This window comes from Staphylococcus petrasii, from assembly GCF_002902565.1.
Lineage (GTDB): Bacteria > Bacillota > Bacilli > Staphylococcales > Staphylococcaceae > Staphylococcus > Staphylococcus petrasii.
Genome location: NZ_PPRC01000128.1, coordinates 23,950 through 49,053, shown reverse-complemented (window position 1 = coordinate 49,053; position 25,104 = coordinate 23,950). Strand labels below are relative to the sequence as shown.

The following is a 25,104-nucleotide window of genomic DNA, read 5'->3' as shown; positions in this document are numbered from 1 at the left end:
TATGTCCTACTGGGAAGATAGAGCAAAGGAAATCATTGATGAAGAAAGTAAATCAGATTATGAGATTGCTCAAGAAATACAACGTATTGTTGATGAGATGAATGAAGATATCGAAGATGAGATCAATCGTTTCTATTCAAGATACGCAACAAGCGAAGGTATCACATTAACTGAAGCTAAGAAGAAAATTGATGCAGTAGATGTACAGATGTTCCAACAGAAAGCGAAACAATATGTTGAGAATAGAGATTTTAGCGATAAAGCAAACGCAGAATTAAGAGCTTACAACACTAAGATGTATGTAAGTCGTGAGAAGTTACTACAAGCACAGCTAGGACTTATCGTGACTTATGCTTATGCACAGATAGAACAATCTATGTATAACTACATGGAGAGTGCTTATTACAGAGCATTAAAGCAACAAGCAGGTATCTTGGGAGAAACGCTCCAAGTGTCCATCAATGACGTTAAAACAATCATATTTACACCATTTGAAGGGCATAAATGGAGTACAAGGTTGTGGTCGGATATGGAGACAGTAAGACGACACGTTCAAAAGACGACACGTCATGTATTACTACGTGGACGACACCCTTATGAGTTCATCAAAGACATGCGTAAAGATACAGGAGCAACAACTTACAATATGAAACGATTATTACTAACTGAAACTGCAAGAGTTCAAACGTTAGCGTCTAAACGTCATATGCTTGAAGAACACGGTGCAGAAGCTGAATATCAATTTGTAGCAAAAATGGATAGCAAGACAACGAAAACATGTAGGAGTTTGAATGATAAAACGTTTAAAGTAAAAGACATGGTGCCGGGTGTAAATGCTCCGCCTATGCATCCTTTCTGCAGAAGTACCGTCGTTCCACACGTTGATGAAAATAGGCGTGATAAATTCTTCGAAGAACGTAAAGGTAAGTATTTTGGAGGTGTGGTTAAATGAGTAATCAAGAACAATATTTAAAAGAAATTGCTAATGAGTTGAAGTTGATTAGAAAACAATTAGAAAAGACGAATGACGACAAGACTGTAAAAATTGCAATGGATGTTAATCCTAAAGATTTAACAGCTATTGTTAATGAAGTAAACGCAAATAAAGATGCTTTATTTACACTTTAGGAGTGATTAAATAATGGAAAAGATAACTACTGAAAGTTTAATTGGATTAAAAGATTTTCATCAGTCTTTAGCGAATAATGGTATTCAATTAAGAACAGGAGAACATTTCAATCAATTAAACGACTATGTAAAACACGAAACATTCTATCAATGTCGAAACTGCAAAAGTCTCAATGTAGAAGTGATTAGAACAGTCACACCAACTAGCTTTGCAGGTTTTAAACGAGAGTGTATAGATTGTGGTACCTATGAGATATGTAACCTTGTAGAAGAATAAAATGGAGATGACTAAATGTTAGAAACACTCAAACGTATCGCAAGCGCATTGGAAGGCATACACACTGAATTAAAGCGTCTGAACGATACAAATCCTAGTAACCAAGCACAAGCGAAACCTAAGCAAGATAAAAAGAAATCATTTGAACCAAAGAACTTTATTTAAACTATGACCTAAGTAAGTCATTAAACTGCTCATAAACATACTAATAACTAATTATAAGGGTTAAGTAACTTGTTTCCCTATCAAAATAAATCTAGCGCACTAATCGGGCTTAATTGACTGATTGGGGCGCTTTTTTTATGCGATAAATTCGAGTGCTTAACGTTTATGAGGAGGATAAAAAATGAATAAACGTGATTTTTTAAAAGCTAATCTTCAATTCTTCGCAGAAGGTGGAGACGAAGCTGAACGTAATAATAATGAGCAGTCAGAAAACGATAACACTAAAAGCGAAGAGGTAACTTATACACAAAGTGAGCTAGACGCAAAAATTAGTAAAGCTAGTGAGAAAAATAAACGAAGATTAGCAGAAGAGTACGATAAAAAACTTCAAGAAGAAATTGAACGAGTGCGACGTGAAGAACAATCTTATGCGAAGATGACACAAAAAGAAAAGGAAGAGCAAGAGTTATCTAAACGTGAGAAAGCAATTGCTGAACGTGAAAAAGCACAAGCACTTAGAGAGTTAGAATCTGACGTTATTGCTGATTTAAAAGAACAGAAGTTACCTACTTCTTTTGCTAAAGCGCTTATCAAAATTGAAGATAATGAAGAGATTAAATCAACTATTAATGAAATCAAATCAGATTTTGATGCAGCTGTAAAAGAAGGAATTAAAGAAGTTACTCGTCAATCTACACCAAACAATCAAAGTAGTAGTTTTTCACGAAACCAAAGTAGAAAAGAAAAAGGTTTAGGCAGTATTGCCGACGAAGTAAGAATTATTCAATAAACGGAGGAATTAAATGATGAATGAAACTAACAAGTTAAAGTTAAATTTACAACATTTTGCTAACAACGATGTAACACCAGCAACTTTTAATCCAGACAACGTTATGATGCATGAACACAAAGAAGGAGAATTATTAAACAACTTTACTAAACCAGTTTTACGTGAAGTTATGGAAACTTCTAAAATCATGCAATTAGGTAAATATCAAGAAATGGACGGAACAGAAAAAGATTTCGTTTTTTGGGCAGATAAACCAGGCGCTTACTGGGTTGGTGAAGGCCAAAAAATCGAAACATCTAAGGCTACTTGGCTTGAAGCTAAAATGAGAGCTTATAAATTAGGTGTTATTTTACCAGTTACAAAAGAATTCTTGAATTACACTTACTCAGATTTCTTTGAAGCCATGAAACCTATGATTGCAGAAGCATTTGCTCGTAAGTTTGACGAAGCTGGAATTTTAAATGTTGGAGATAATCCATTCAACAAATCTATTGAACAATCAGTTCAAACTGCTGGTAATGTGATTAACGGTGAATACAATGAAGATAATTTATTAGATTTAGAGGCATTAATCGAAAACAATGATTACGATCCAAACGCATTTATTTCTAAACGAACAAATAGAAGAGCGTTATCTAGCATTGTTGATTCAGTTTCTAATGAAAGATTGTTCGAAAAAGGAAAAGGTAGAAATGCTATTGATACTTTAGATGGTTTACCTGTTGTGAACTTAAAGTCACCAGATTATAAAGAAAATGTCATTTATACAGGTGACTTTAATCAATTATTCTATGGTATTCCACAACGTATTGAATACAAAATCGATGATAGTTCTCAATTATCAACTATTAAAGACGGTAACGGTGAGCCTATTAACTTATTCGAACGTGATATGTTAGCATTACGTGCAACAATGCATGTAGCTGTTCACATTGCAGACGATAAAGCATTTGCGAAGTTCGAAGGTGTTCCTACTAAGCCTGAAACAGCTACACCACAACCTGAAACTGTCTAATTAATCTAAGGAGGTCTGACACATGGCTTATTCATACGAAGTTGTACGACCATTTGTAGATGCAGAGGATAACAAGCCTTATGAAGTTGGCGACATTTATCCTACTGATATTACAGATGAACGTATTACTCAATTACTACATGCTGATAACAAATTCAATAAACAATATATTAAATTAGTTGTAGATGATAAGAATACAAAAGCAGAATTAATTGAAATCGCACAAAAACATGGTATTGAAGTATCTGAAAAAGATACGAAAGCAGACATCTTAGACACATTGGAGGGATAATATGGCTACATTAGAGAATGTTAAGCTATTACTCTCTATTAATGATAATGTTCAAGATGAACTATTAAAAAGAATAATAGATAACACTGAAAAGCGTTTGATTAGCTTACTTCCTATTGGTATCGAAGAAGTTCCAGATAGATTGGAATACATCGTCGAAGAAGTAGCAGTCAAGCGCTTTAATCGTGTTGGCGCAGAAGGTATGACGCAGGAAAGCGTAGATGGGCGTTCTAATACGTTTCAAGCAAACGACTTTGACGAATATATGGATGTAATAGATCAATATACGCCACGAAACTCAGATAAACGTGGGGCAGGTATTTTCTATTGAGATATAACAAGAGAGTCGTGTTTGCTAAAGAAACGAAAGGAAAGTACAACCCTAAAACAAACAGAACTGAAACATACAAAAAGCGCTACGATGCAATACCATGTAATATCAGTCCGCTAAGTCCACAAAAAACAGTGGTGCAATACGGAGACATCAACAAAGACATCAATATCATACGTTTAAACGGTCATTTTGAGCCTACTGCGACGCATGCTTATATTAACGATACTAAGTATCAGATAACCAAAAGAATTGATTATGAACACGATACAGTGTTCTATATCGAGGAGGTTAAGTGATGCGCTTCGGTGGTGGAGATTTAGACGACTTAATCAGAGATTTTGACCGAATGAACAACACTATTGATGACAATGTAGATGAAGTGTTGCACGAGAATGCGGTGAAATTTAGTACAGACACAGTTAAAACTGCTAAAGAAGTAATGAACAAAGGTTATTGGACTGGTAACTTAGCGAGAATGGTTGAACAAGCTAAAGAAGGACATCTTAAATACGGTATCACTTCAAAGGCTGGTTATTCATCTTTCCTTGAATACGGAACCAGATACATGGAACCAGAAACATTTATGTTCCCGGTCTACCAAGAGTTCACGAAAAAAGTCAGAGCAGACCTCGAAAGGTTAATTAACGGTTAGGAGGTATGCGATGAAACAATCAGTGAATTTGCAATTGTTCAATTATCTTTATACAAGGTTTGAAGAACTTGGCGTACCTATCATTCGCACAAGCGAACTCAATCAAGAACTACCTTATCCATTCATTGCTATCCAAGATATTAAAGACGATATCAATCGTTTAACTTTTGACAGTTACGGTGGCAGTCCAACTGCAACTATCCATATCTGGTGCAAAGATGATGACAAAGGTAAGAATGATGAAATTTATATGCAGGTTCAGTCAATTCTGCTAGATGAGATACAACTAGACGGATATACATTGACGTTGCCTCAAATAAGTGTGAATGAGAGTACAGAACAAGAAACTAATCAAACGTTGTCACATACAACTATAAGTGTAGAGTACGCAAGTCATTAATTTGGCTTGCGTTTTTTAATACAAAAATTTAGGAGGTATTCAACCTATGCCAACAAAACAAGGTACTGATGAATTAGTTTTAATTCGTAAATTAGGCGATAGAAAAGATGCTAACAAAGTAATGTTAGTCACTGAATTAGAACGTGAAACTGAAAAAGACAGAGATACAGAAGCTACATTTGATGGCTCAGTTAACTCTGGTGGTACATTAGAGTCTACTGTAACAATCAATTGCTACATGGACCAAAAAGACACGTTATGTGATGAAATCGAGGACGCAACAGAAGATGATACACCATATGAATTATGGGTAATCAATAAGCGAGTTCAAAATAACGAAGGTAAGTACAAAGCTGAATATAGACAAGGTTACTGGAATAGTATCACTCGTACTAATGAAGCAGACGGTATTGCTGAATTTGAAACAGAGTTTGGCGTTTATCTTAAAAAACAACGTGGTTATGCTACCTTACCGCAAGCAATCGAAGAAAACAAAGCTGCTTATGGCTTCCATGATACTGTTGCATCTGATCCAGCAGACGACGGTTTGGCTGAAAGTATTCCACAACCAACAGAAGTTGAAACTGTATAAATATGAGGGGGAACATCCCCTCTTTTTTATTTGCGCAAATAAAAAAAAGAAGTGAGGTATTTAAATTATGCACATTAAATTTAAAGATAAAGAATTAGAATTATCATTCGGGTTAGGTTTTTTAAATAAGATTGATAAAGAATTAGGTCTAGAAGTAGAACAAATGACAATCGGACAAGGTTTGAATATGTTAGTGCCTAACCTGCAAAACGGAAACGTTGTTGCATTAGCTAAAGTAATCAAATCAGCAACTGCTCATCATAAAAAGAAACCACAAACTGATGAAGAAATTGAAACAGTTTTAGAAGATATCGCAGAAAATGAAGGTTTTGATACTTTTAGTGAACAAATCATCGAAGAATTGGGAAAGAGACCTTTAACCCAAAACCTAGTGCCAGACGAGTACAAACAAGACAAGAAGAAAAGCAAGTAGACGACGACATATTAACGTTTGATAGAGTTGTTGTCGTTTGTATGAGTAAATTGAAGATATACGACTTGCAACGAATAGAAATGATGACGCTTAGAGAGTTTAACTATCGTATGTATGCACTCGAGTATGAACAACTTGATAAAGATATGGATATGTACAAACTTGCTTTTGCTATACGTGACGCTCAGGCTGAACAAAAGAAACGTGGTGGCAAAAAGGGAGAAACTGAGTATCGTTTTAGAAGTGCTAACGACATTATGGACTACGAAGAAAACGTTAAACGTCTTAATAGAGGAGAACCTCTCAAATTTGGTTCAGACTCTAAGCAAGAAGTTAATGCACCATCTGATTTGCTCAAAATGATTGCAAATCACAACAATTCTTTAAGAAAGGAGTGATGACGTGGCAGAAGCAAATTATAGTATTAAAGCGCAGATTGAAGCGAATACCCGCAAATTTAAAAGTGCTATCCAATCAGCTAAGAAAGTGGCTCAAAGTTTTAAGAAAACACAAGAGTCAATTAAAGATACTAAATTAGATGGCGACTCATCTGGTGTAATGAAAGCAGTTAAAGCAGCAAAGGATACAGTAAAAGGTTTTGATAATACTCATGCAAATGCAGAACTAGACGCAGATATCTCTGATGTTAGAGAAAAAGTCGCACAAGCTAAGTCGTTAGTTGAGAAGTTCGATGCTTATCGCGGTGATGCAGAGTTAGACGCTGATGTATCTAAAGCTATTGCAAACATCAAGAAAACGCAGAGATATTTAGATATGTATGATAACACTGATGCAGAAGCAGATGCAGACGTAAATATCAGAAAAGCTATTACACATATTTCTGAGTTGCAACATAACCTAGATAGTATCGACGGTAGCAAGTATTCAGCTGTTTTAGATGCAGATGCAACTAGAGCAAGAGAACACATAGCAATGGCTAAGAAACAGCTTAATGACTTTGCTCATCAAAAAGCTAAAGCTAATCTTGAAGTTGATAGCGCAGGAGCTATTGCTCACATAAAAGCATTTAAAGCTATGCTACGCTCTATCCCTAACCGACATCGTACTCGGCTTGATGTAGATGGAAATCCAGTAATAGCTTTCTTCAAACAATTACACAAAGGTTTAGAAGATTACAGTAACTCATTAGATAGCTTAGCAAATGACATCAGAACATTCGGAACTGTTTTCAGTAATATGATTAAAGGTTCGTTGCTTGCTAATATTTCTTTACTTGTTCCAGCAATAGCAGGTATCGTACCAGCATTAATGGCAGTGTTAAATGCATTAGGCGTAGTTGCTGGTGGTGCATTAGGTGTAGCTGGTGCGTTTGGAGTAGCTGGAGCTGGTGCAGTAGCATTTGGTGCTATGGGCATCAGTGCCTTAAAAATGTTATCTGACGGTACACTAGAAGCAACTAGAGAAACTGAACGTTACGAGGCTTCATTAGAAAGTTTAAAAGGTGCATGGGCAGACCTTATCAAACAAAATCAAGCGCAGATATTTAATACATTAGCAAATGCGATTGATACTGCTAAAGTTGCGTTAGCTGGGCTTACACCATTTATCAATGGCGTATCTAAAGGAATGGAACAAGCTAGTGCTAAAATGCTTGATTGGGCTAAAAACTCACAAGTAGCACAAAAGTTCTTTGAGATGATGGGTACAACTGGCGTAAGAATATTTAATAATATGTTAGATGCTGCTGGCTCATTTGGTAGTGGTTTAGTTAGTGTACTTACACAAATAGCTCCATTAGCTGAGTGGGTATCACAAGGCTTTAAGAAAATGGGTCAAGCATTTAATGAGTGGGCGCAATCAGTTGAAGGACAAAACGCAATCAAGTCGTTCATTGAATATACTAAACAGAATTTGCCATTAATAGGTCAGATATTCGGCTCAACATTTAGAGGTATATTCAACTTAATGAAAGCATTTGCACCTAACACTCATCTTGTATTACAAGGTTTAGCAGATATGGCTAAGCAATTCGAACAATGGAGCGCAACGATTGCAGAGAGTGATGGGTTTAAAAAGTTCATTGAATATGTTCAAGAAAACGGACCTAAACTTATCCAATTATTAGGTAATATCATCAATATTCTTATTAATGTCGGTGTAGCTATGGCTCCATTAGCATCAGTAGTTTTAGATGTGGCGTTAGCTATAACTGAATTTATAGGAAAGCTAACAGAAGCTAATCCTATTATTGGAATGATCATAGGAATTATAGCAACGTTAGCTGGAATGTTAATGGCATTAGCGCCAGCGTTCATATTTGTAAATCAAGTGATAATTCCTCTTATTTCAACGTTTGGTGGTTTAAGTGGAATAGTTAGTATCGTTATGGGCGTTATAGAAGGTTTAGGCGGTGTACTTGCAGCGTTATCTGGTCCAGTAGGTATAGTAATTGCAATAGTCGGTGCTTTAATTGGCGTACTTGTATGGTTATGGAACACCAATGAAGGTGTGAGAGAAGCACTCACAAATGCGTGGGACGTAATTTCTAGCACGATAGGTGGAGCTATTCAGTCAGTAATAGACTGGTTTATGCAACTTTACAATAACATCATGCAAACCATTCAACCACTAATGCCAATCTTTCAAGCATTTGGAGAATTAATTAATCAAGTTTTAGGCGTTGTAGTCGTACAAGCGATTAATTTCCTAGTAGAAGCATTTAAAGGCTTGTGGCTTGCAGTATCTGTAATTTTCACTGCGATAGGTGCAATCGTATCATCTGTAATTCAAATAATAGTTGGGTTATTTACTGCGTTCATTCAGTTAATAACTGGTGATTTTTCAGGCGCATTACAGACTTTACAAACAACTTTTTGGAATGTGCTAAATACTATTTGGACTGCGGTACAGTCGATTTTCACACAAATTTCTCAATTTATATTTGCAAGTCTAAATTCTATACTAGGCACAAGTATTTCAAGTTGGTCTCAGATTTTTTCATCTACTTACCAATTTTTAAGCCAAATTTTTTCAAGTGTGGCTCAATGGTTTGGTCAAGTAGCTCAAACAATAGCTTCAAAAATGGCTCAAGCGCTTGGATATATCATTTCTAATGGTAGTCAGTGGGTATCTTCCATTGCCAGCACGCTTGCTAGTTTCGTTTCATCTGTCATTAGTGGTTTTGTCAGAGTGGTATCAAGTGTTGCACAATATATGGCTCAAGCGCTAAGTAGAGTGATTTCTGGTGGAGCGCAATGGGTATCAGGAATTGTCAGTGCGATGTCTAATTTCGTTTCTAGCGTGATTAGTGGTTTTTCTAATGCAGTCTCACAAGTCCAATCTGGAATGCAACGTACTTATAGAACAATTGTTAATTTTGTTAGTCAATTTGCTAGTGCCGGAATGGATTTAATGCGTGGTTTAGTACGAGGTATTATGGATGGAATGAAATGGGTAGTCGATGCTGCACGAAATGTAGCCAAAAGTGCAGTCAATGCAGCTAAAAGTGCATTAGGAATTCATTCACCATCACGAGTATTTAAAGGCATTGGTCAATACGTTTCACAAGGTCTAGGTATCGGAATTGAAAAAGAAGGTCGTCACGTTGTAAGTGGTATGGGTAGTATGGCTCAATCAATTACAGACGCATTTAACAGCAACTTAGCAATTCCGGATATAACTGCCAACATGAAGAAAGTTAACGCTAATATGAACGCTCAAGTACAACATACACACAACATCAAAACAAATCCGTCGCAACGTGTAGTACGTATTGAAATGGGTGTTGATAACGATGCACTAACTACAATCGTCAACGAACAAAACGCTAATCGTGACGCTACATTTACATTTTAGGAGGTCGTTCAATGGATTTAGAAATAAAAAAACAAAACGGACAACAATATACATTGGGCGACTTCGGTTTTGTCGTCGACGATGTAATTATCGAAAGTATGGAAATTGAAGATAACTACGAAACAAAAGAGAATACAAGTGGTCGTATTCTTTTAAGTAGTCAATATCGTAAACGTAAGATAAACGTTAAGTGTCATGTAAATTCTACAAAATTAAATGATAACGCAAGATTAAGGGACGAGTTCTACAACTTAACCAACTCCACTGAAGAAGTGTGGATAAGAGAGTTAAGAAGAAGCGTCCCTTTAAATTATCGTTTTATTGAGCCATTAGAAGATGATTATCAAGAAATAAGCGAGTATAACAATCTTGTGTTAGATCACGAAGAATTTAACGACAATTATTATGTAAATGGTAAACGTTATAAAGTTAAAAACGCTGATGTAATCGTACCAGAAGAAAATGGCAAGAAAATTAGTTTTGAATTAGTGTTTGAAACGACTGAATTGCCATTTGCTGAAAGTATTGGCACTTCAATTGATTTAGAAAAACGACCAGATAAAGAATTATGGTCGAATGATATGCTTATTCCTTTTGACGAACAAGATGGTTCACGTATCTACTCGTTTACTAACATTTGGAATAACGCCATTTATTATCATGGCACAGCAGATAACGACCAATTCAATATGTATAAGAAAGTGACAATCATCTTAGGAGAAGATACAGAAAATTTTACTTTTACTATGACACATTCTGATGTTATGACAATTCGTAACATCAAAATGAAAAAAGGTGACAAGATTGAGTATGATGGTGTGCAAACATTCAAAAATGGTACGCCATTAAGTTATGAAGTGTCAGGATCACAACCAAAGTTCCGTCATGGGTGGAATGAGTTTGAATTTAATCAACAAGTTAAGTCGGTTAAATTCGATATGAAATTTTATTATAAGTAGGTGTTGCAAATTGCCAATATTAATAAGTCCAAAGCGTGGTCGTGGCAAGTTTGTCAACACCACTACTAATTGGACGGATAAAAATAGTTCAGAAGCAATTTTACAGTTTGAATTACTGGAAGATGCTTACAATTATGAAGTAGTAAGATCAATAGATAAACGTTGGAGGGTTTCAAGAGTTGAAGGACCAGACGACGAAAAAGAATACTTAGCTTTTTTAATTGACCGTCAAGCGCATGGAACAAAACAGCGTGTGACGGTTTCTTGTCGTTATAAGCCGATAGACACTATTAAACGACGTAGAATCTATGCACCTATTAATGGTAGCTTTACTGCTAAAAAATTCTTAGATATAGCCTTTGCTCCTACTGATTTAGAGTATAAATTGACCGAAAGTAAGTTACCTTCATCAGATTTTGAAAATGCTGGAGAAGGTGAAACTGTTGAAGAATTAATTAAAAAAGCAATGTCGCATTGGGATTTAGAGTTCTACATCGATTTTAATAAGAAAACTAAAAAATACACATTTGTATTTACTCCTTATAATCAAAAAGAAGTTGATTACATCATAGATGATGAAATTAATGCAAATAACATCAAAGTTGAAGAAGATACAGGAGATATGGCAACATACTGTGTTGGTTATGGTGATTATACAGATGAACAGGGTATTACTGGCGCTGGATTGATTATGAAGTTCGAACATCCGGATATGAAAGACATCGGCAAATACGAAGCAGAGCCTATCAAAGATGGTCGTATTAAAGACGAGGAGTTAATGAAAGCAAAGTTACAGAAACGTATAGATGACTCAATCAAACGTTCTATTAGCTTAGACTTTATCGTCTTAAAAAAATACTATCCAAACGCTAAGCCTAGAGTTGGCGATTTAGTTAAGATACGCAATTCTGTATTAGGACTAAATGAAATAGTACGCATTGTTGAAGTTAAGACAAAACGAGATATAAACAACGAAATCGTTAAACAAGAGGTAGTATTAGGTGAATACAGACGTTATGACAGGTATATGAATCGTATCAATGTCGCAGCTAATACTATTGGTGGATTAGGTGGTGGCGCATTTGTTAGAGATTACCGCTCAACAAGTGCAAAAACATCAAGCGTCTTAGCTACAACAATAGAGATGAGAAACGAAGGTAATGCTTCTACTGATAAAGCTGGTTTAATGTCGCCGGAAGATAAGAAAAAATTAGACTCTATCGACGCATCATCAAAATTAACTGCTAAAAAAGTAGACGGTACTGTCATAGATTTAAGCGACAAAGAATTATACATTGATGAAAACGGAAATCTAAAAATTAAGGAGGTCAGCGATAATGCGTAAGACGATTTATACAAGTCTTGAAACAATATTTGGTGCTAGACACGTAAGAGAGCTAGAACTTAACTTCATCGCTTTCCGTGACATGGTCACTTACGTTGAAGATGAGTTGCATCGACATAACTTTGTTGATAACGAAGCGCACCAATCACATCAAATCAAACATACATTTGCTGACGGTTCGACAAGAAGTGTAAAAGACTCTATTAACTGGCTAGATGCTAGAATGAGAGCATTTTTAGTACCTACACTAGCTAACGACCAACAAGAAATTATTGACGCAAGAGCAAGTATAGATGGTAAGGTATCAAAAACATTAGGTGATAGATTAGGGCGTGACTTCAACTCAATCAGAAATGATTTAGATAAAGAGTTGAACGTTGCAGCTGATAGTTCATATTTATGGACTCCACCTTACATTAAAGGTGCTATGCGTGGTGAAAATGAAACACCATTACACAATGAGCCTACTGAAAATTTAAAAGTCTTTTATGATAAGTTTGTCGATAATGAGTATTGTCGTAAAACTTATATTGGGAAAGACCAATCAGGAAAATACAGTGTTTATTCATACACATTCGAGCCTCAGCATTATTCAAAAACATTGCTTTTAACAAGTTGTATTCATGGTAACGAGTACAGTGCGTTTTACGCCAACTCTAGATTTTTAGACTTGGTTGTAAATAAATGGCATACCGATCCACATTTAGCTTACATTCGTAAAAATGTAAGAATTGTATGTGTACCTATTGTTAATCCACATGGCTTTGCTAACGATAATCGAGAAAACTCTAATAACGTAGACCTTAATCGTAACTTTGATTACAACTGGAAAGCTGGAAAAGGTACAAGTTCGACTGGTAAAAACTTCAAAGGAAAAGCACCATTTAGTGAACAAGAATCAAAAAATATGAAAAAGTTAGTTGAAGGACTTAATCATATTACTGCGCATGTTGATTGTCATAACATTGTTTCCCAAGTATCAGATTATTGTTTATTCTATCCAAGATTTTCTAATCAAGACCACAATATTATGACTCAATTCATGCAAGATGTGAGTAATCGTGGAGATTTAGTTACATGGGGTTCTAGTACGTTAAGCTCATTTTCTAACTGGGTAGGCATTAAGAAAAACATCACTTCTTATCTACCAGAAATTTATGAAGGACGTGCTGGTAAACCTCGTGGAGCAGAAGAAATGTGGCGTAGTGTTAATTTCTTAGGTAATATCATTATCCGCTTAATGCAAACAAATAATAGCGGGCAAGGTAGAACGTCGAATGAAGCCTTTGCTAAATCATTTGTATATAGCGATAGATATAACAATAAAGGCGTACCTACATTCAGTCTTGTTGCTACAAATAAGTGGCAACGAATGTTAATGACGCAACAACGGTTTATGATTACAGCAAATGGCATTGTTGAAATGAACGGATCTATTACAGTTGAGGTTGATAGGGACACAACATTTGGAGTAAATCCAATGGTAGTACAAAACTATAACCCGTTTAGTGGTAATGGAAAATCTGATGATCGTCAATTATTTAAAACAGAGCATAAACTTCCGAAAGGTATTCATACAATACCTATCAATGCGATTGCTCCTGTCCAAATGTCTAGTATTACACCGAGTGATGTTCATAGAACAGCAGAAGTTATGTGTCCCGTTGAAGTTAGACGTTCGGAAGGTGTCTGTCATATTAAACAACTTATTCAAAACATTAAATTCATTCCAACAGGCTCACACAATGCATTCCAAGCATTTACATCAACTGGATATGGTAACCAAAAAGAAAAAACATTCAAACAAATTTATCCAAATTACGAAAGTGCATATGATATTAGAAATGAAATTATTACTAAAAAATAAGGAGGTTAAATTATGAGTTCAATGGATATTGACGGTATTTATAAAAATGCTAAATTAGTTGCTAGTGACACACCTTATTTAAAACCATTAAGCGATGAACAAATTGTTTTTTACAACTTAGATGTCAATACTGCTATCCTCACTTTTCAAGTCAAAAAAGATAAGTACCCTTTACAAGTTAGCAGTTTAAATAGTGATATTGATTTATATGTAGAGTCAGAAAATGGTTCACACACTTCTTTGACTAAAGTAGAATACATTGATTCGCTAAATGGTATCATTCGATTTGTTATTGATAGAGACTTTTTAAAGGCTTCTACTGATACGTGGGTTAACGGTCAAGTAAGAGTTAAAGCAGTTGGTAGACCAGATACTGTTATTCTTAATGAGTTTAGGTTTTATGTTAAAGATGCATTGATTAATAAAATTGGTGCAGATATTAAAGTAAGATATATTCGTCAAATCGATGATTTAATTGAAGAAGCTGAAAAGAGATTGATTGCTGCGTCTGCTGGTATTGAAAATGTTGAAAATATTCAATTGAGTTTTAATTCGTTTATCAGTGAACAAAAGCAAGATTTAGAAAAAATTGTAACTGATACTGAAAGAAGAACGAACAACTTGGTAGATTCGGCACAAAAAGACATTAATTCAGCTATTCAAAATATGCGTGATGAAGCCGATACTATTCGAAAAAATCTAAGTGATGAAACAGCTGGTGCAGTAACTAAACCAGATTTAGACACTACACTTTCTAATTATGTAACTACGGTTGATTTTAACAACGCTTTAAACAATAAAGCAGATAAAGGTGAAGTAACACCGTCGAACTTACCAGATAATTTTAATGAACTAATCAATCAAGCAGTCACAAATAGAATTAGCGAGTTAAATCAAAATAAACCGTTATTTGAAGATGACGGTCAAGTGAGAGAAATACTTAATCCAGATTTATCTACAATGGACTTTGTTGATACTTCTGGATATTTTTATGCAGTTGGTCCACTTCATACACCTGATGGAAATGATACTGAAGGTATGTTACAAATCTTAGCTTATGGTAATTACACAAAGGTTATTTACTCGCCTAACGAAACAAACGCTATTTACCTTCGTTCAAAATTAGATCAAGTAGGCAATAATTGGACTGATTGGCTCAATATCGGTAGCGAAGTAGAGATTGGTACTAATGATAGCAACGATGAAGAAAGTGATGTAGACACTTCGATAGATAGTACAGAAACAACTTAATAAAGAAGGTGTGGTTATTGAAATATAATTTTAATGAAGTTATCAATTTTATTCTTTTGTTAGGGTTAGGCGCTTTTACTTTTGCGAGAGGTTTTTTCTTCACCAAAGAGCAAGAGAAAGTTCTAGGTGATAGTGATTTCTATGTAGCGCTTCATCACATCATGCCTGTTTGGGCGTGGGGGATTATCGTTATGGTTGCCAGTCTAATCTTAATGATTGGTGCTTTCTTTCTACCAAGACAAAGCACAAGCATTATATGTAATTATTTATTAGTTATTGGTGGTTTTAGTTGTTCTATACTTTATTTTCTAATGACATCAGCAAGTATTTATAATGCGATTAATTGGCTCTCTACTATACAATTCAGCATTTTATCAGCAGTCTGCTTTGTAGTTGGTTTTATCGGAGGTGCTGATATTTATGACAGAAAATAAACACGTTACCTATGAAGAATGGCGTGCTTCTAGAGAAGATATACTCGAAAAGATAAAAGCTGGTGATGATGAAAATTTAAAACACATCAATGGATTAAAAGAAAAAATTGTCGAGGGTAACGTTTATCAAAGGCAATCGTTCGAAGTCCAAAAAGATACAAACGAACAAATGAAACAATTAAACGATACTAACAGCAAACAGTGGGATGCAATCAAAGAAATAAAGTTTGTAGTTAAAAATCATGAAGATGAAATTGAAAGAATAGAAGGTACAATTTCAGAAAAACAAAAAAATAGTGTGCAAATATCCGTTGCTTTAATAACAACAGTTGGTGGCATCATCGGCGGTGCAATTGGATTAGCGCAATATATGTTTTAAGTCGGCACATTTGTGTCGGCTTTTTATTATACAAAAAAGAAGGTGGATAAATGGCAATTTTACCTTCAAGTGGTAAGCCGACTGCATCACAAGTAGCAAGTTGGGCAAAGTGGTTAGCGAGAAACCGTAAAGGTGTAAATGTTGATGGTATGTATGGGTATCAGTGTTAACTCTAGCACCTTTAACGAGTAATCGTTATAGCAAACTCCTCTAATTCATGGGAAACCTAAACAAGTGATGTTGTAGGCAATCATGAGCGAAGCCTAGAAATAGGAACGTGCAACGACTAGTCGAAAGACGTACACTCAAGCGAGTGGAAACGGGGAGCAACCTAATAGGTTGATGATATAGTCTGAACGTTCATAGAAATATGAAGAAGGTAACAAGTAGCGTCTGTTATCGTAACAAAATTGTGGGATTTACCCAATTACATCTTTAATCGTTATTGGGGTTTTAGAACGTGGGGTAATGCTAATGCGATGGCTTATAGAAGTCAATATCCTGCTGGCTTTAAAATATATGCAAATACTCCTAATTTCGTTCCTAAACCGGGTGATATAGCAGTATATACAGGCGGAGTTTACGGTCATACCAATGTCGTTGTAGGACCTTCAACTACTACTTATTTTACAGCAGTAGACCAAAACTGGAATCCGGTTAGTGAAGCATACGGAAGTAGAGCATTATTAGTTAAGCACAGCTATTCTGATGGTCCGGGTGGCGTTAGATATTTTGTCAGACCACCATATAAAGCTGAACCAAAACCTAAGCCTAAACCGAAACCTAGTACACCGCCTAAAGATACAAGTACAGCACCTAGCAAACCAACGCCTAAACCTACTGAGACGGAAGAAGCAAAAGAAGTTAAAACGGTATTAAAAGATGTAAAAGAAATTAAATTTACTGTTGACGATATAGATACAAACTATCCTGCGTTTATTCCTCACAGAATAGCAAAAGGTAAAGACAGAGGTCGTTCCCCTAAAAAAGTGTTAATACGTGACGCTGGAACAATGTGTAGTGTACTTGATTTATATACAACTAGACGCAAATACATTAGAACATCTGAGTTACCACATTACTACATCGATAGAAATTACATTTGGCAACCAAGATATGAGCAAATCGAAGTACCAAGCGCACCAGATTGTTTAGTTATTGAAGTTTGTGGGGACTACTCAGATAGTAAAAATGATTTCATTTTAAACGAAATACATGCAATGAATTATCTAATTGGTCGTATGAAGTTTCATAGCATTCCGATGAAGCAATCATCTTTTATAATTGAAAGTGAATATTGGCGTACTATATTAGAACATGGCGCTTGGAACACAGTAGCAAAAGGTAAGCCAAGTAAAAGAGTTAAAGATAAGACGATAGAAGCGTTAATCAATCTATATCAAAATAGAGAAAAATTACTCAATGATATTCCATCAGATAAAATAACTAAACGTAAGGTTAAAGTCGAAGTGCCAAAAGATGATGAAACTACTTCAAGTAGTGATAATAAAACATCTACAAATACATCAAAGACTAAGCCAAAAACTACAACATCAGCCAAGAAAAAACAACCTACTGTTACAGTTGTTTATAGTAGATACACCTACAATAATGCACTAAATATTCAAATGGCTAAAGCGCCACAAGTTAACTATGGTAGTGGCTGGTATAACGCTAGTCGTAGTGCAACGTCAGCAGCTATGAATAATGCAACGATTTGGAATAATAGCAAAATGCGTTACCAAATGCTTAATTTAGGTAAATATCAAGGCATTCCAGTTAGTAAGCTGAATCAAATTCTTAAAGGTAAGGGTTCGTTATCTGGACAAGGACAAGCTTTTTCAGATGGTTGTAAGAAATACAATATTAACGAAATCTATCTAATCGCTCATGCTTTCTTAGAAAGTGGATATGGAACTTCAAACTTTGCAAGTGGTCGATATGGAATTTACAACTACTTTGGTATAAATGCAGTTGATTGGGCGCCAAACAAAGCAATTGATTATGCAAGAGCAGAAGGTTGGACTACACCTTACAAAGGTATTGTTGGCGGCGCTAAATTTGTCAGAAAAGGTTATATAGACAACGGTCAACAAACGCTTTATCGTATGCGTTGGAATCCTCAGTCGCCGGGGAATCATCAATATGCAACAGATATTAACTGGTGTAAGCATCAAGCAAATACTATTTACAACTTATATTCACAAATCGGTATGAAAGGCGAATACTTCATACGAGATAGATATAAATCTTAATTTACAGGACTATGTGCTGACAGCATGTAGTCCTAATTTATTGAAAGAGGTGTCTTAATGACGATATATAAAAATAAGGATATTGAAACTAATGTTAATGAAAGAAGTGTTGATTTAGGAAACATTAATGTAACTTTATATCCTAATGATCAAGGGACTGCATCTTTTAGAATTTATTTGAAAAAAGAAGTTCGATATTCCAATCAAACTATTTTAGAGCCGATTGATTTGGTAAAAGCTAAAATGGACCCAAGAGTCGATTTATTAACAAGAGACGGTTCGACATTTACAAAAGAACCGATTGATATTATCGACGCAGAAAATGGAGTTATACAGTATGTGGTAAGACCTAGAATATTAAAACATAGTGGTCAGATAGATGTTTCGATTACGTTAGAAAACGAATCAACTAAGTCAGAAGTTGCTAATTTTTACTTTTTTGTTAAAGAAGATAAAGTTACTCAAAGTATTGGTAGAGAAATTAGTCCTGAAACCATTAAAGACATCGTCAAAAGTGTTATGTCTGAAAATTTGATGGGGCAATTAAGTGATGATTATAGACAAGTTTTAGAAAGAGAAATAAAAGATTATTTAAAAAGTAATAGTTATGATTTTAAATTTAAATATGAAGATTTAACAAGTCAAGAGAAAAAAGAATTCATAAAAGTTGTTACGAATGAAGCTTTATCTGATTTTGTTATCCCTGACCAAAGTATTAGCTCGAATAAACTGACATTAAATTCAGTAGAACCTCAAACAACTTCGTTTTTAAAGACAGGGAAAAATATTTTTAGAGCGAATAATGTAACACAAGGTTATTCAGTTAGTCACACAAAAGGAGAATTAATTAAGAGTCCATATTACGTTGTTAGTGACTTCGAACCAGTGACACCAAGCACAACGTATGTTCAGAATTTTGCAGATGCGATTGCATTTTACGATTTAAATAAAAAATTTATTTCCGGTATAAAAAAAGCTGATAACACTAAAAATACTAGATCGTTCAAAACACCTAGTAATTGTTATTACATTAGAACAGGAACGCTAAAAGAGGGTGTCGATACTTATAATTACAAGAACTATCAGATAGAATTAGGCGACACTACGACTAAGTATGAAGAATATTATAGAACCATTGATTATTTAAAGCCTAACATCCCCAATAATTCAATTACTTCTGACCAAATTTCAAATGGTTCTGTATCTTTAGAAAAACTGGGTTTTACAAAACATTCATCCAATTTATACAATAATAAAACTAATACAACTGGTTATTATGTAAATCCAACAACAGGTGCATTAAGTGCTAATCCAACATACAGTGCAAGTGACTATATCAATATTAAAGGTGCAACTAAGGTTACTAAAAGCAATGCACGTAATCTATATGCTTTCTATGATGATAGTAAAAAATTTATTAAGACCAATAACACAAATACAAATACAGTTGATGTTCCAAGTAATGCGGCGTACATCAGATTTTCAGATACTGAAACATCAATGAACGGTCAAATGCTTGTTGTAGGTGATACATTACCTGAAACATTTGTACCTTACAAAATTTATATACCTAATACTTTCATCGAACCTTCATCTAACGATAATTCAGCTAATGAAAATGTCGTTGAATCATTCGGCATCAAAAACTTAAAAACATATACAGCCGATTTTAGTAAATCTATGAACCCAAATTACAACGGGCGTGCAGAAATTGCGATACTTGGCGATAGTTGGGTTGCCGGTGGCGAAAAGAAACAGGGTGAACGTCTAACACGACCATTACGAGAACGTTATTTAAAAACCTATGCTGACGGTGGTATTGGGTTTGTAAGTTTTGCTAATGGTCATATTGGTAATGGCGAAGTCGCAGTTAATTTAACTGGTGATTGGACACATTATGATGAAGATCCAAAGAAAGCTGATATTGCTTTATCAAAAGGGCTAGACAGTGCAATGGTTGAGAGCGGTACAGTTGGCGATAGTATTAAGGTTCAATTTTATGAAGATTTAGATTTCTACGAAATACACACATTAAACACAGGAACGTGGCGATACAATATTGACGGTGGCGACTGGGTAACAGTAGATGCGACGCAACAAGAAGTTACACCTATTACATTAAGTTTAGGTAAGCATATTATCAATATTGAAATTGTGAGTGGAAAAGTTACATTCATTGGTTCGTACGCTTACAAAGGTAACAAAGGTGTAGTAGTTCACAAAATCGGTAATGGCGGTCTACGTGGTGGCCATATGACATCAACAGACCGTGATAATTATATAAAACAATTAAAACGATGCCGTGCTAATACGTTTGGTATCTTGTTAGGTACTAATGAAATGGCTCAAAATATTCCAGTTTCTACTTATATTAAGGATTTAAAAGAAATTGTCTCACGTATCAGAGAGGCTAAGCCTTTAGCAAGTATCTTTTTAATCGCGCCTAGTGGTAATAAAAATGATGGAAAACAATTGCATACAATTGAAGATTACAGTAATGCGCAATTGAACGTAGCTAAAGATTTAAATTTAGGGCATGTTAGCTTATATAGAAACTTAGGTGATTACGCCACAACTAATACTAATGGTTTAATGTATACAGATGGTGTACACCCAAATGCAAATGGTGGTTATGCAATTTGTAACGTTGTGTATAACAGATTATTAAGATTATAAATTTAAGCTGACCTTTTTAGGTCGGCTTTTTATTTTGAATAAGGAGTGGAAGAAATGGAAAGTATTATTGCATTTGCAACAGTAATTTCAGTTATCACAATCGCATTAACACAATTAGTTAAACAAGCTGGAGTACCTAAAAACATTGTACCTTTAATCGCTATTGGTATTGGTATCGTTTTAGGTGGTATTACAGCTTTTATTCCGGAAATTGTAACAGAATTGTCAATCGGAGGTAGATTGCTTGCTGGCTTAATAAGTGGACTAATGGCTACTGGTATTTGGGAAACTGTAAGAACACGTACAGGTTCAACTAAAGACAAAAATAATAAAATTGGTGGAGGTCGTGCATAATGGCAGAAAAATGGAATGGCGTTCCAGTTAAATATGATTTTTTACCGATTGGAACACGTAGAAGTGGGCAACCTTTAACAAGTAAAAAACCTTTATTTGCAGTAGCACATGATACAGGGAATCCAGAAACTACCGCACAAACAAATGTTAATTATTATAAAAACACTTATATGATTGATTGGTCACTAGTAGCAAGCGCACATATCTTTGTCGATGACAAAGAGTGTATTGTTTGTATTCCAGTTACTGAAAAAGCATGGCATGTATTATATAATACACCAACTGACAACCAATGGTATAACGCTGATGCAAACGATGTAGCATTTGGTGTGGAAGGTAGTTACTTCCCTAGTAGTCAAGAACGTTCTCGTAAGTCATTAGATAACATGGCGCGAGTGCTCGCCTATTTATGTAATTATTGGGGCATTGATTACAAAACGGAAGTACCAGGTCACCAAGATATTCAAGGAGATAAAATTGATCCTGGTAACTTATTAGAGGCTTGCGGATATTCACGTAACGTTAAAAATTTAGATAAACAAATTGCTAAATACATTAATGGGGTACAAGAAAAAACAAGCGAGAAACCTAGTGAACAATTATCAGAGAAGACAAAAGAAAAAGCGACGCCATCACCACAAAGTGTGGTTAAGTATAAAGAAGCAATCGAATACATGCGCAGCTTGAAAGGTCAATATATCGACTTTGATAAAGAGTTCGCTTTCCAATGTGCTGATGTCGTTGTAGATTTCATCTATCATGTAACAGGTGGCGTTCGTTTCTATGGTAACGCTAAACAATTACACACAGTAAACGCTATGCCAAAAGGTTGGAAAGTGGTTAAAAATACAAGAGATTACGTTCCACCTATTTGTGCAATCGCTATTTACACAAAAGGTGTTTATAGTCGTTGGGGACATACTGGTTTAGTTTGGGACAATAGCGGCGGTACAAAATCATTTACAATCTTAGAACAAAACTTCGATAGTAAAGCCAATTCGCCAGCTAAATTACGTGAAGATGATTACACAGGCTTAACACATTTCATTGTGCCAGACTTTGCCGACGATAGCGTTGATTTAACGGATATAAAAGAAGTGAAAAAATCAGAACGTAAATCTAACAGTTCAATTTCAGTAAACAAAAAGCCACCTAAGAAATTGACTTGGAGTAACCAAGCATATTTCAAAGCGATTGCTGATAACGCAGGTGTCACTATTTGTAGACCTAACCACAATAATGTGATGGTTACAACAAATGAAGAATATAAACCAGGAGACGTATTCTATGTATATGAAATTCGTGATGGTTGGGCTAGAGTATACAGTCCAAGCAACGACGGTTATGTATGGTATGAACGCTTAATCGTTAAAGATATCTACAAAACAGCAGGTGGTAAAAAGTTTGCGAAAAAAGATGATAAACAAGCAGTAGCGCAACGTAATATCATTCAAGATACAACAGGTTTAAAAGTGAATAGTATTCCACCATTAAACATGAAAAAGTCGTCTAAAGCTAAATTTAGAGCGCGTGTCGATTATTACGGTGCATCATTAGTCAAATTCAAAGGTAAAGAGTGGTATGTGACAAACAACACTTATAGAGCAGGATATAGTCAATTTTATGTGTTTGAAGTTAAAGAGGGCTGGTGTCGTGTTTATTCTAAAAATAATAACGGTTGGATATGGCACGAACGTCTAAGAATTGTAGAAGTGTATTAATATGTTATAACAAAAAACCGATTTTCATTTTATTCATTGGGACAAGTTTAGTACTTGTCCCTATTTTTTTATGTCTAAAAATAATTATGACAAAATGCATAAAAAGTATTGCTCTATGCCATAATGCATAGTATAATATATTTAGGAGGTAAGGAAATGAGGATAAAAATAAAAGCACCCAAAAGCTTCAAGTGTTCAATTAAAATAAATTTGGCAGTTATACAAATTGAACTAGCTTTTGAGTACTAAATGATTGAGGGGGGTCGCCCCTCTTCAATATAAAATATAACACAATCCTCATTTTAAATATATGAAAATAAATATTAGAAAATCTACAAAAAAAGAATTTGTAACTGGTTTAATAGCGTGGGCAATAATAATTTCTATATTATGGGTGATATTCAAATGAGAGAGATAATACAAAATCTATTAGATAGTGAATTAAGTAGTTTGCATATAGCAAAACAAACAGGTGTGACGCAAAGCACTATATATAGAATAAGAACGAAGTCACGATCATTGGATAATTTATCATTAAAAAATGCTGAACTTTTATATCAATTTGAAATGGAGAGAATGAAAATGAACGAATTAAATAACAAAATGGTTGAAGAGGTAGTTTTGAGCGAAGTTGAATTAGTAGAAGGTTTAGGTCAATACTTTATCGATATTGAGGGCGACCATGAATATGATGTAGAATTTGCTACACTTTCAGAAGTTGATTATAAAGATAATACATTATATGAGGTGGCTATCAGCAAAACTTATGAAATTCCTCACCATGATAAATTAGAAAAAGAAGATATGGAAGTGTTTTATAATACTTGGCTTGAAAAAGATCAACAGGAAGAAACTTATATCGAGAGTGTATTCTTCGTAAATAAAGAAGACGCAGAAAGTTATATTAAAGATGTGTTGAAAGGTAAAGAAAGTTTAACCGAGGTTGCAGAACAAATTGGTTATTTCGAATAAAACAAAACCCGTCGAATTCGACGGGTTTTATACATAAAAGTGTCAAGCGCGTGTCAAAATAGTTCTATTTAGTTCAGTTTTGTTCGAAAGATAATTCGATATAAATGCGATAAATAAGCGTTTTTCTAGCTAGTTCTATATTTATAAAAATCCCTCCCAGGACGCTATAAAACTCCGCAACCTTATGGTTGTGGAGTTTTTTGTATGTTTAAATAAGTTAACCTCGTAATTTAGTACTAAATTCCTTCTACTTATATATTTCCTTTTAGTTCTTATTTCTCAATCTTTCACACTAAGACGTTAAATAATACATTTTAAAAATAGAGAGAACTTTATTTATTGAGTAAGCGCTTTCTAACTTGTATGTATTAAGCATACATATTTGCATCCCTAACTGTCTAATTGAAAACGTAAAAGAAACAGTTTTGATGTGAAAGTTTCAAGTTAAGAAAAAATCCGCCATAAGTTGTAGATACCCTTTATAGTATAAGTATCAAAACGATAGCTAAACAAAAACAAAGCAACAACCTAGTAATCGTTTTATAAATTTACCAACTACTTTCTAAGGAGTGTATAAAATGGAAGGTTTATTCAACTCAATTAAAGATACAGTAACAGCAGGCATTAATAGTGACTGGAGCAAATTAGGTACAAGTATTGTAGGTATCGTAGAAAACGGTGTAGGTTTACTAAGCAAATACTTAGGTTTTTAATTAATAAATTACTATATATAACACAAAGGAGATCATTAACATGGAAAAATTATTCGACGCAATCAGAGGTACAGTAGACGCAGGAATCAATCACGATTGGACTAAATTAGGTACAAGCATCGTAAGCATCGTAGAAAACGGCGTAAGCGTATTAGGTAAATACTTAGGTTTCTAATATAACCTTAACATTCATATATCACTTAGTTTTTCAAAAATAAAAAATAACGAAATGGAGAGATTAAAATGCAAAAATTAGCAGAAGCAATCGCAAACACAGTACAAGC

At 34.7% G+C, this 25,104-nt stretch carries 27 protein-coding genes and 1 pseudogene; all 28 read left to right on the top strand.

The annotated features are described in order from the left end of the window. Window position 1: 1 nt before the first annotated feature. A complete protein-coding gene (locus tag CD127_RS12190; protein WP_103366864.1) occupies window positions 2–952 on the top strand; it encodes a minor capsid protein in 951 nt (316 codons plus the stop codon). After that, window positions 949–1,128 (top strand): hypothetical protein, encoded by a 180-nt coding sequence (locus tag CD127_RS12185; protein WP_103366863.1) that lies wholly within the window; start codon window positions 949–951, stop codon window positions 1,126–1,128. The genes CD127_RS12190 and CD127_RS12185 overlap by 4 nt, the downstream gene beginning before the upstream one ends. A gap of 13 nt (window positions 1,129–1,141) precedes the next feature. Next, complete coding sequence (locus tag CD127_RS12180) at window positions 1,142–1,405, top strand: hypothetical protein (RefSeq protein ID WP_103366862.1); 264 nt, start codon at window positions 1,142–1,144, stop codon at window positions 1,403–1,405. A 15-nt stretch (window positions 1,406–1,420) separates the two neighbouring features. After that, the gene (locus CD127_RS12725) at window positions 1,421–1,570 is read left to right on the top strand and encodes a hypothetical protein (RefSeq protein WP_167409903.1); all 150 of its coding nucleotides are present in this window, start codon (window positions 1,421–1,423) and stop codon (window positions 1,568–1,570) included. Window positions 1,571–1,751: 181 nt separating this feature from the next. Next, on the top strand, window positions 1,752–2,360 hold the full coding sequence (locus CD127_RS12175) for a capsid assembly scaffolding protein Gp46 family protein (RefSeq protein ID WP_103366861.1): 609 nt from the start codon (window positions 1,752–1,754) through the stop codon (window positions 2,358–2,360). Between the two features lie 16 nt (window positions 2,361–2,376). Then, the gene (locus CD127_RS12170) at window positions 2,377–3,375 is read left to right on the top strand and encodes a phage major capsid protein (protein ID WP_103366902.1); all 999 of its coding nucleotides are present in this window, start codon (window positions 2,377–2,379) and stop codon (window positions 3,373–3,375) included. A 22-nt stretch (window positions 3,376–3,397) separates the two neighbouring features. Next, entirely contained in the window at window positions 3,398–3,667 is a 270-nt protein-coding gene (locus tag CD127_RS12165; protein WP_103366860.1) for a hypothetical protein, read from the top strand. A gap of 1 nt (window position 3,668) precedes the next feature. Next, complete coding sequence (locus tag CD127_RS12160) at window positions 3,669–3,998, top strand: phage head-tail connector protein (RefSeq protein WP_103366859.1); 330 nt, start codon at window positions 3,669–3,671, stop codon at window positions 3,996–3,998. Then, complete coding sequence (locus CD127_RS12155) at window positions 3,995–4,297, top strand: hypothetical protein (RefSeq protein ID WP_174694738.1); 303 nt, start codon at window positions 3,995–3,997, stop codon at window positions 4,295–4,297. Before CD127_RS12160 ends, CD127_RS12155 begins: the two co-directional genes overlap by 4 nt. Further along, window positions 4,297–4,653, top strand: a complete 357-nt coding sequence (locus CD127_RS12150) for an HK97-gp10 family putative phage morphogenesis protein (RefSeq protein ID WP_103366858.1) — start codon at window positions 4,297–4,299, stop codon at window positions 4,651–4,653. The genes CD127_RS12155 and CD127_RS12150 overlap by 1 nt, the downstream gene beginning before the upstream one ends. A gap of 10 nt (window positions 4,654–4,663) precedes the next feature. Continuing rightward, window positions 4,664–5,053 (top strand): hypothetical protein, encoded by a 390-nt coding sequence (locus CD127_RS12145; protein ID WP_103366857.1) that lies wholly within the window; start codon window positions 4,664–4,666, stop codon window positions 5,051–5,053. Between the two features lie 46 nt (window positions 5,054–5,099). Beyond that, complete coding sequence (locus CD127_RS12140; protein ID WP_103366856.1) at window positions 5,100–5,645, top strand: phage major tail protein, TP901-1 family; 546 nt, start codon at window positions 5,100–5,102, stop codon at window positions 5,643–5,645. Between the two features lie 67 nt (window positions 5,646–5,712). Beyond that, window positions 5,713–6,078 (top strand): tail assembly chaperone, encoded by a 366-nt coding sequence (locus CD127_RS12135; protein WP_103366855.1) that lies wholly within the window; start codon window positions 5,713–5,715, stop codon window positions 6,076–6,078. 65 nt (window positions 6,079–6,143) lie between these two features. After that, the gene (locus CD127_RS12130; RefSeq protein ID WP_235851309.1) at window positions 6,144–6,476 is read left to right on the top strand and encodes a hypothetical protein; all 333 of its coding nucleotides are present in this window, start codon (window positions 6,144–6,146) and stop codon (window positions 6,474–6,476) included. Window positions 6,477–6,480: 4 nt separating this feature from the next. Beyond that, a complete protein-coding gene (locus tag CD127_RS12125; protein ID WP_103366853.1) occupies window positions 6,481–9,894 on the top strand; it encodes a phage tail protein in 3,414 nt (1,137 codons plus the stop codon). Between the two features lie 11 nt (window positions 9,895–9,905). Beyond that, window positions 9,906–10,853: a phage tail domain-containing protein gene (locus CD127_RS12120; RefSeq protein WP_103366852.1), complete on the top strand. Its 948-nt coding sequence runs from the start codon at window positions 9,906–9,908 to the stop codon at window positions 10,851–10,853. Between the two features lie 10 nt (window positions 10,854–10,863). Next, a complete protein-coding gene (locus CD127_RS12115; RefSeq protein ID WP_103366851.1) occupies window positions 10,864–12,198 on the top strand; it encodes a tail tube TT1 domain-containing protein in 1,335 nt (444 codons plus the stop codon). Then, window positions 12,191–14,065 carry a M14 family metallopeptidase gene (locus tag CD127_RS12110; RefSeq protein ID WP_103366850.1) on the top strand — a complete coding sequence of 625 codons (1,875 nt, stop codon included), beginning with the start codon at window positions 12,191–12,193 and terminating at the stop codon, window positions 14,063–14,065. The genes CD127_RS12115 and CD127_RS12110 overlap by 8 nt, the downstream gene beginning before the upstream one ends. Window positions 14,066–14,077: 12 nt before the next feature. Then, window positions 14,078–15,316, top strand: coding sequence for a BppU family phage baseplate upper protein (locus CD127_RS12105; protein WP_103366849.1), 1,239 nt, complete (start codon window positions 14,078–14,080; stop codon window positions 15,314–15,316). A gap of 17 nt (window positions 15,317–15,333) precedes the next feature. Further along, the gene (locus CD127_RS12100) at window positions 15,334–15,750 is read left to right on the top strand and encodes a hypothetical protein (RefSeq protein WP_103366848.1); all 417 of its coding nucleotides are present in this window, start codon (window positions 15,334–15,336) and stop codon (window positions 15,748–15,750) included. Further along, the gene (locus CD127_RS12095; RefSeq protein WP_103366847.1) at window positions 15,737–16,129 is read left to right on the top strand and encodes a hypothetical protein; all 393 of its coding nucleotides are present in this window, start codon (window positions 15,737–15,739) and stop codon (window positions 16,127–16,129) included. Before CD127_RS12100 ends, CD127_RS12095 begins: the two co-directional genes overlap by 14 nt. Before the next feature lie 410 nt (window positions 16,130–16,539). Beyond that, window positions 16,540–18,384 carry a glucosaminidase domain-containing protein gene (locus tag CD127_RS12090; protein ID WP_268927760.1) on the top strand — a complete coding sequence of 615 codons (1,845 nt, stop codon included), beginning with the start codon at window positions 16,540–16,542 and terminating at the stop codon, window positions 18,382–18,384. 57 nt (window positions 18,385–18,441) lie between these two features. Further along, window positions 18,442–21,060, top strand: coding sequence for an SGNH/GDSL hydrolase family protein (locus tag CD127_RS12085; protein WP_103366845.1), 2,619 nt, complete (start codon window positions 18,442–18,444; stop codon window positions 21,058–21,060). Between the two features lie 54 nt (window positions 21,061–21,114). Next, entirely contained in the window at window positions 21,115–21,414 is a 300-nt protein-coding gene (locus CD127_RS12080; RefSeq protein ID WP_070495650.1) for a hypothetical protein, read from the top strand. Then, a complete protein-coding gene (locus tag CD127_RS12075; protein WP_103366844.1) occupies window positions 21,414–23,135 on the top strand; it encodes an N-acetylmuramoyl-L-alanine amidase in 1,722 nt (573 codons plus the stop codon). The genes CD127_RS12080 and CD127_RS12075 overlap by 1 nt, the downstream gene beginning before the upstream one ends. A 405-nt stretch (window positions 23,136–23,540) precedes the next feature. Further along, window positions 23,541–23,699 (top strand): annotated as a pseudogene (locus CD127_RS12070) (DNA-binding protein); the annotation flags it as partial. 986 nt (window positions 23,700–24,685) lie between these two features. Continuing rightward, window positions 24,686–24,820, top strand: coding sequence for a beta-class phenol-soluble modulin (locus CD127_RS12065; RefSeq protein WP_103297428.1), 135 nt, complete (start codon window positions 24,686–24,688; stop codon window positions 24,818–24,820). Between the two features lie 40 nt (window positions 24,821–24,860). Then, a complete protein-coding gene (locus CD127_RS12060) occupies window positions 24,861–24,995 on the top strand; it encodes a beta-class phenol-soluble modulin (protein WP_103366843.1) in 135 nt (44 codons plus the stop codon). The last annotated feature ends 109 nt before the right edge of the window (window positions 24,996–25,104 follow it).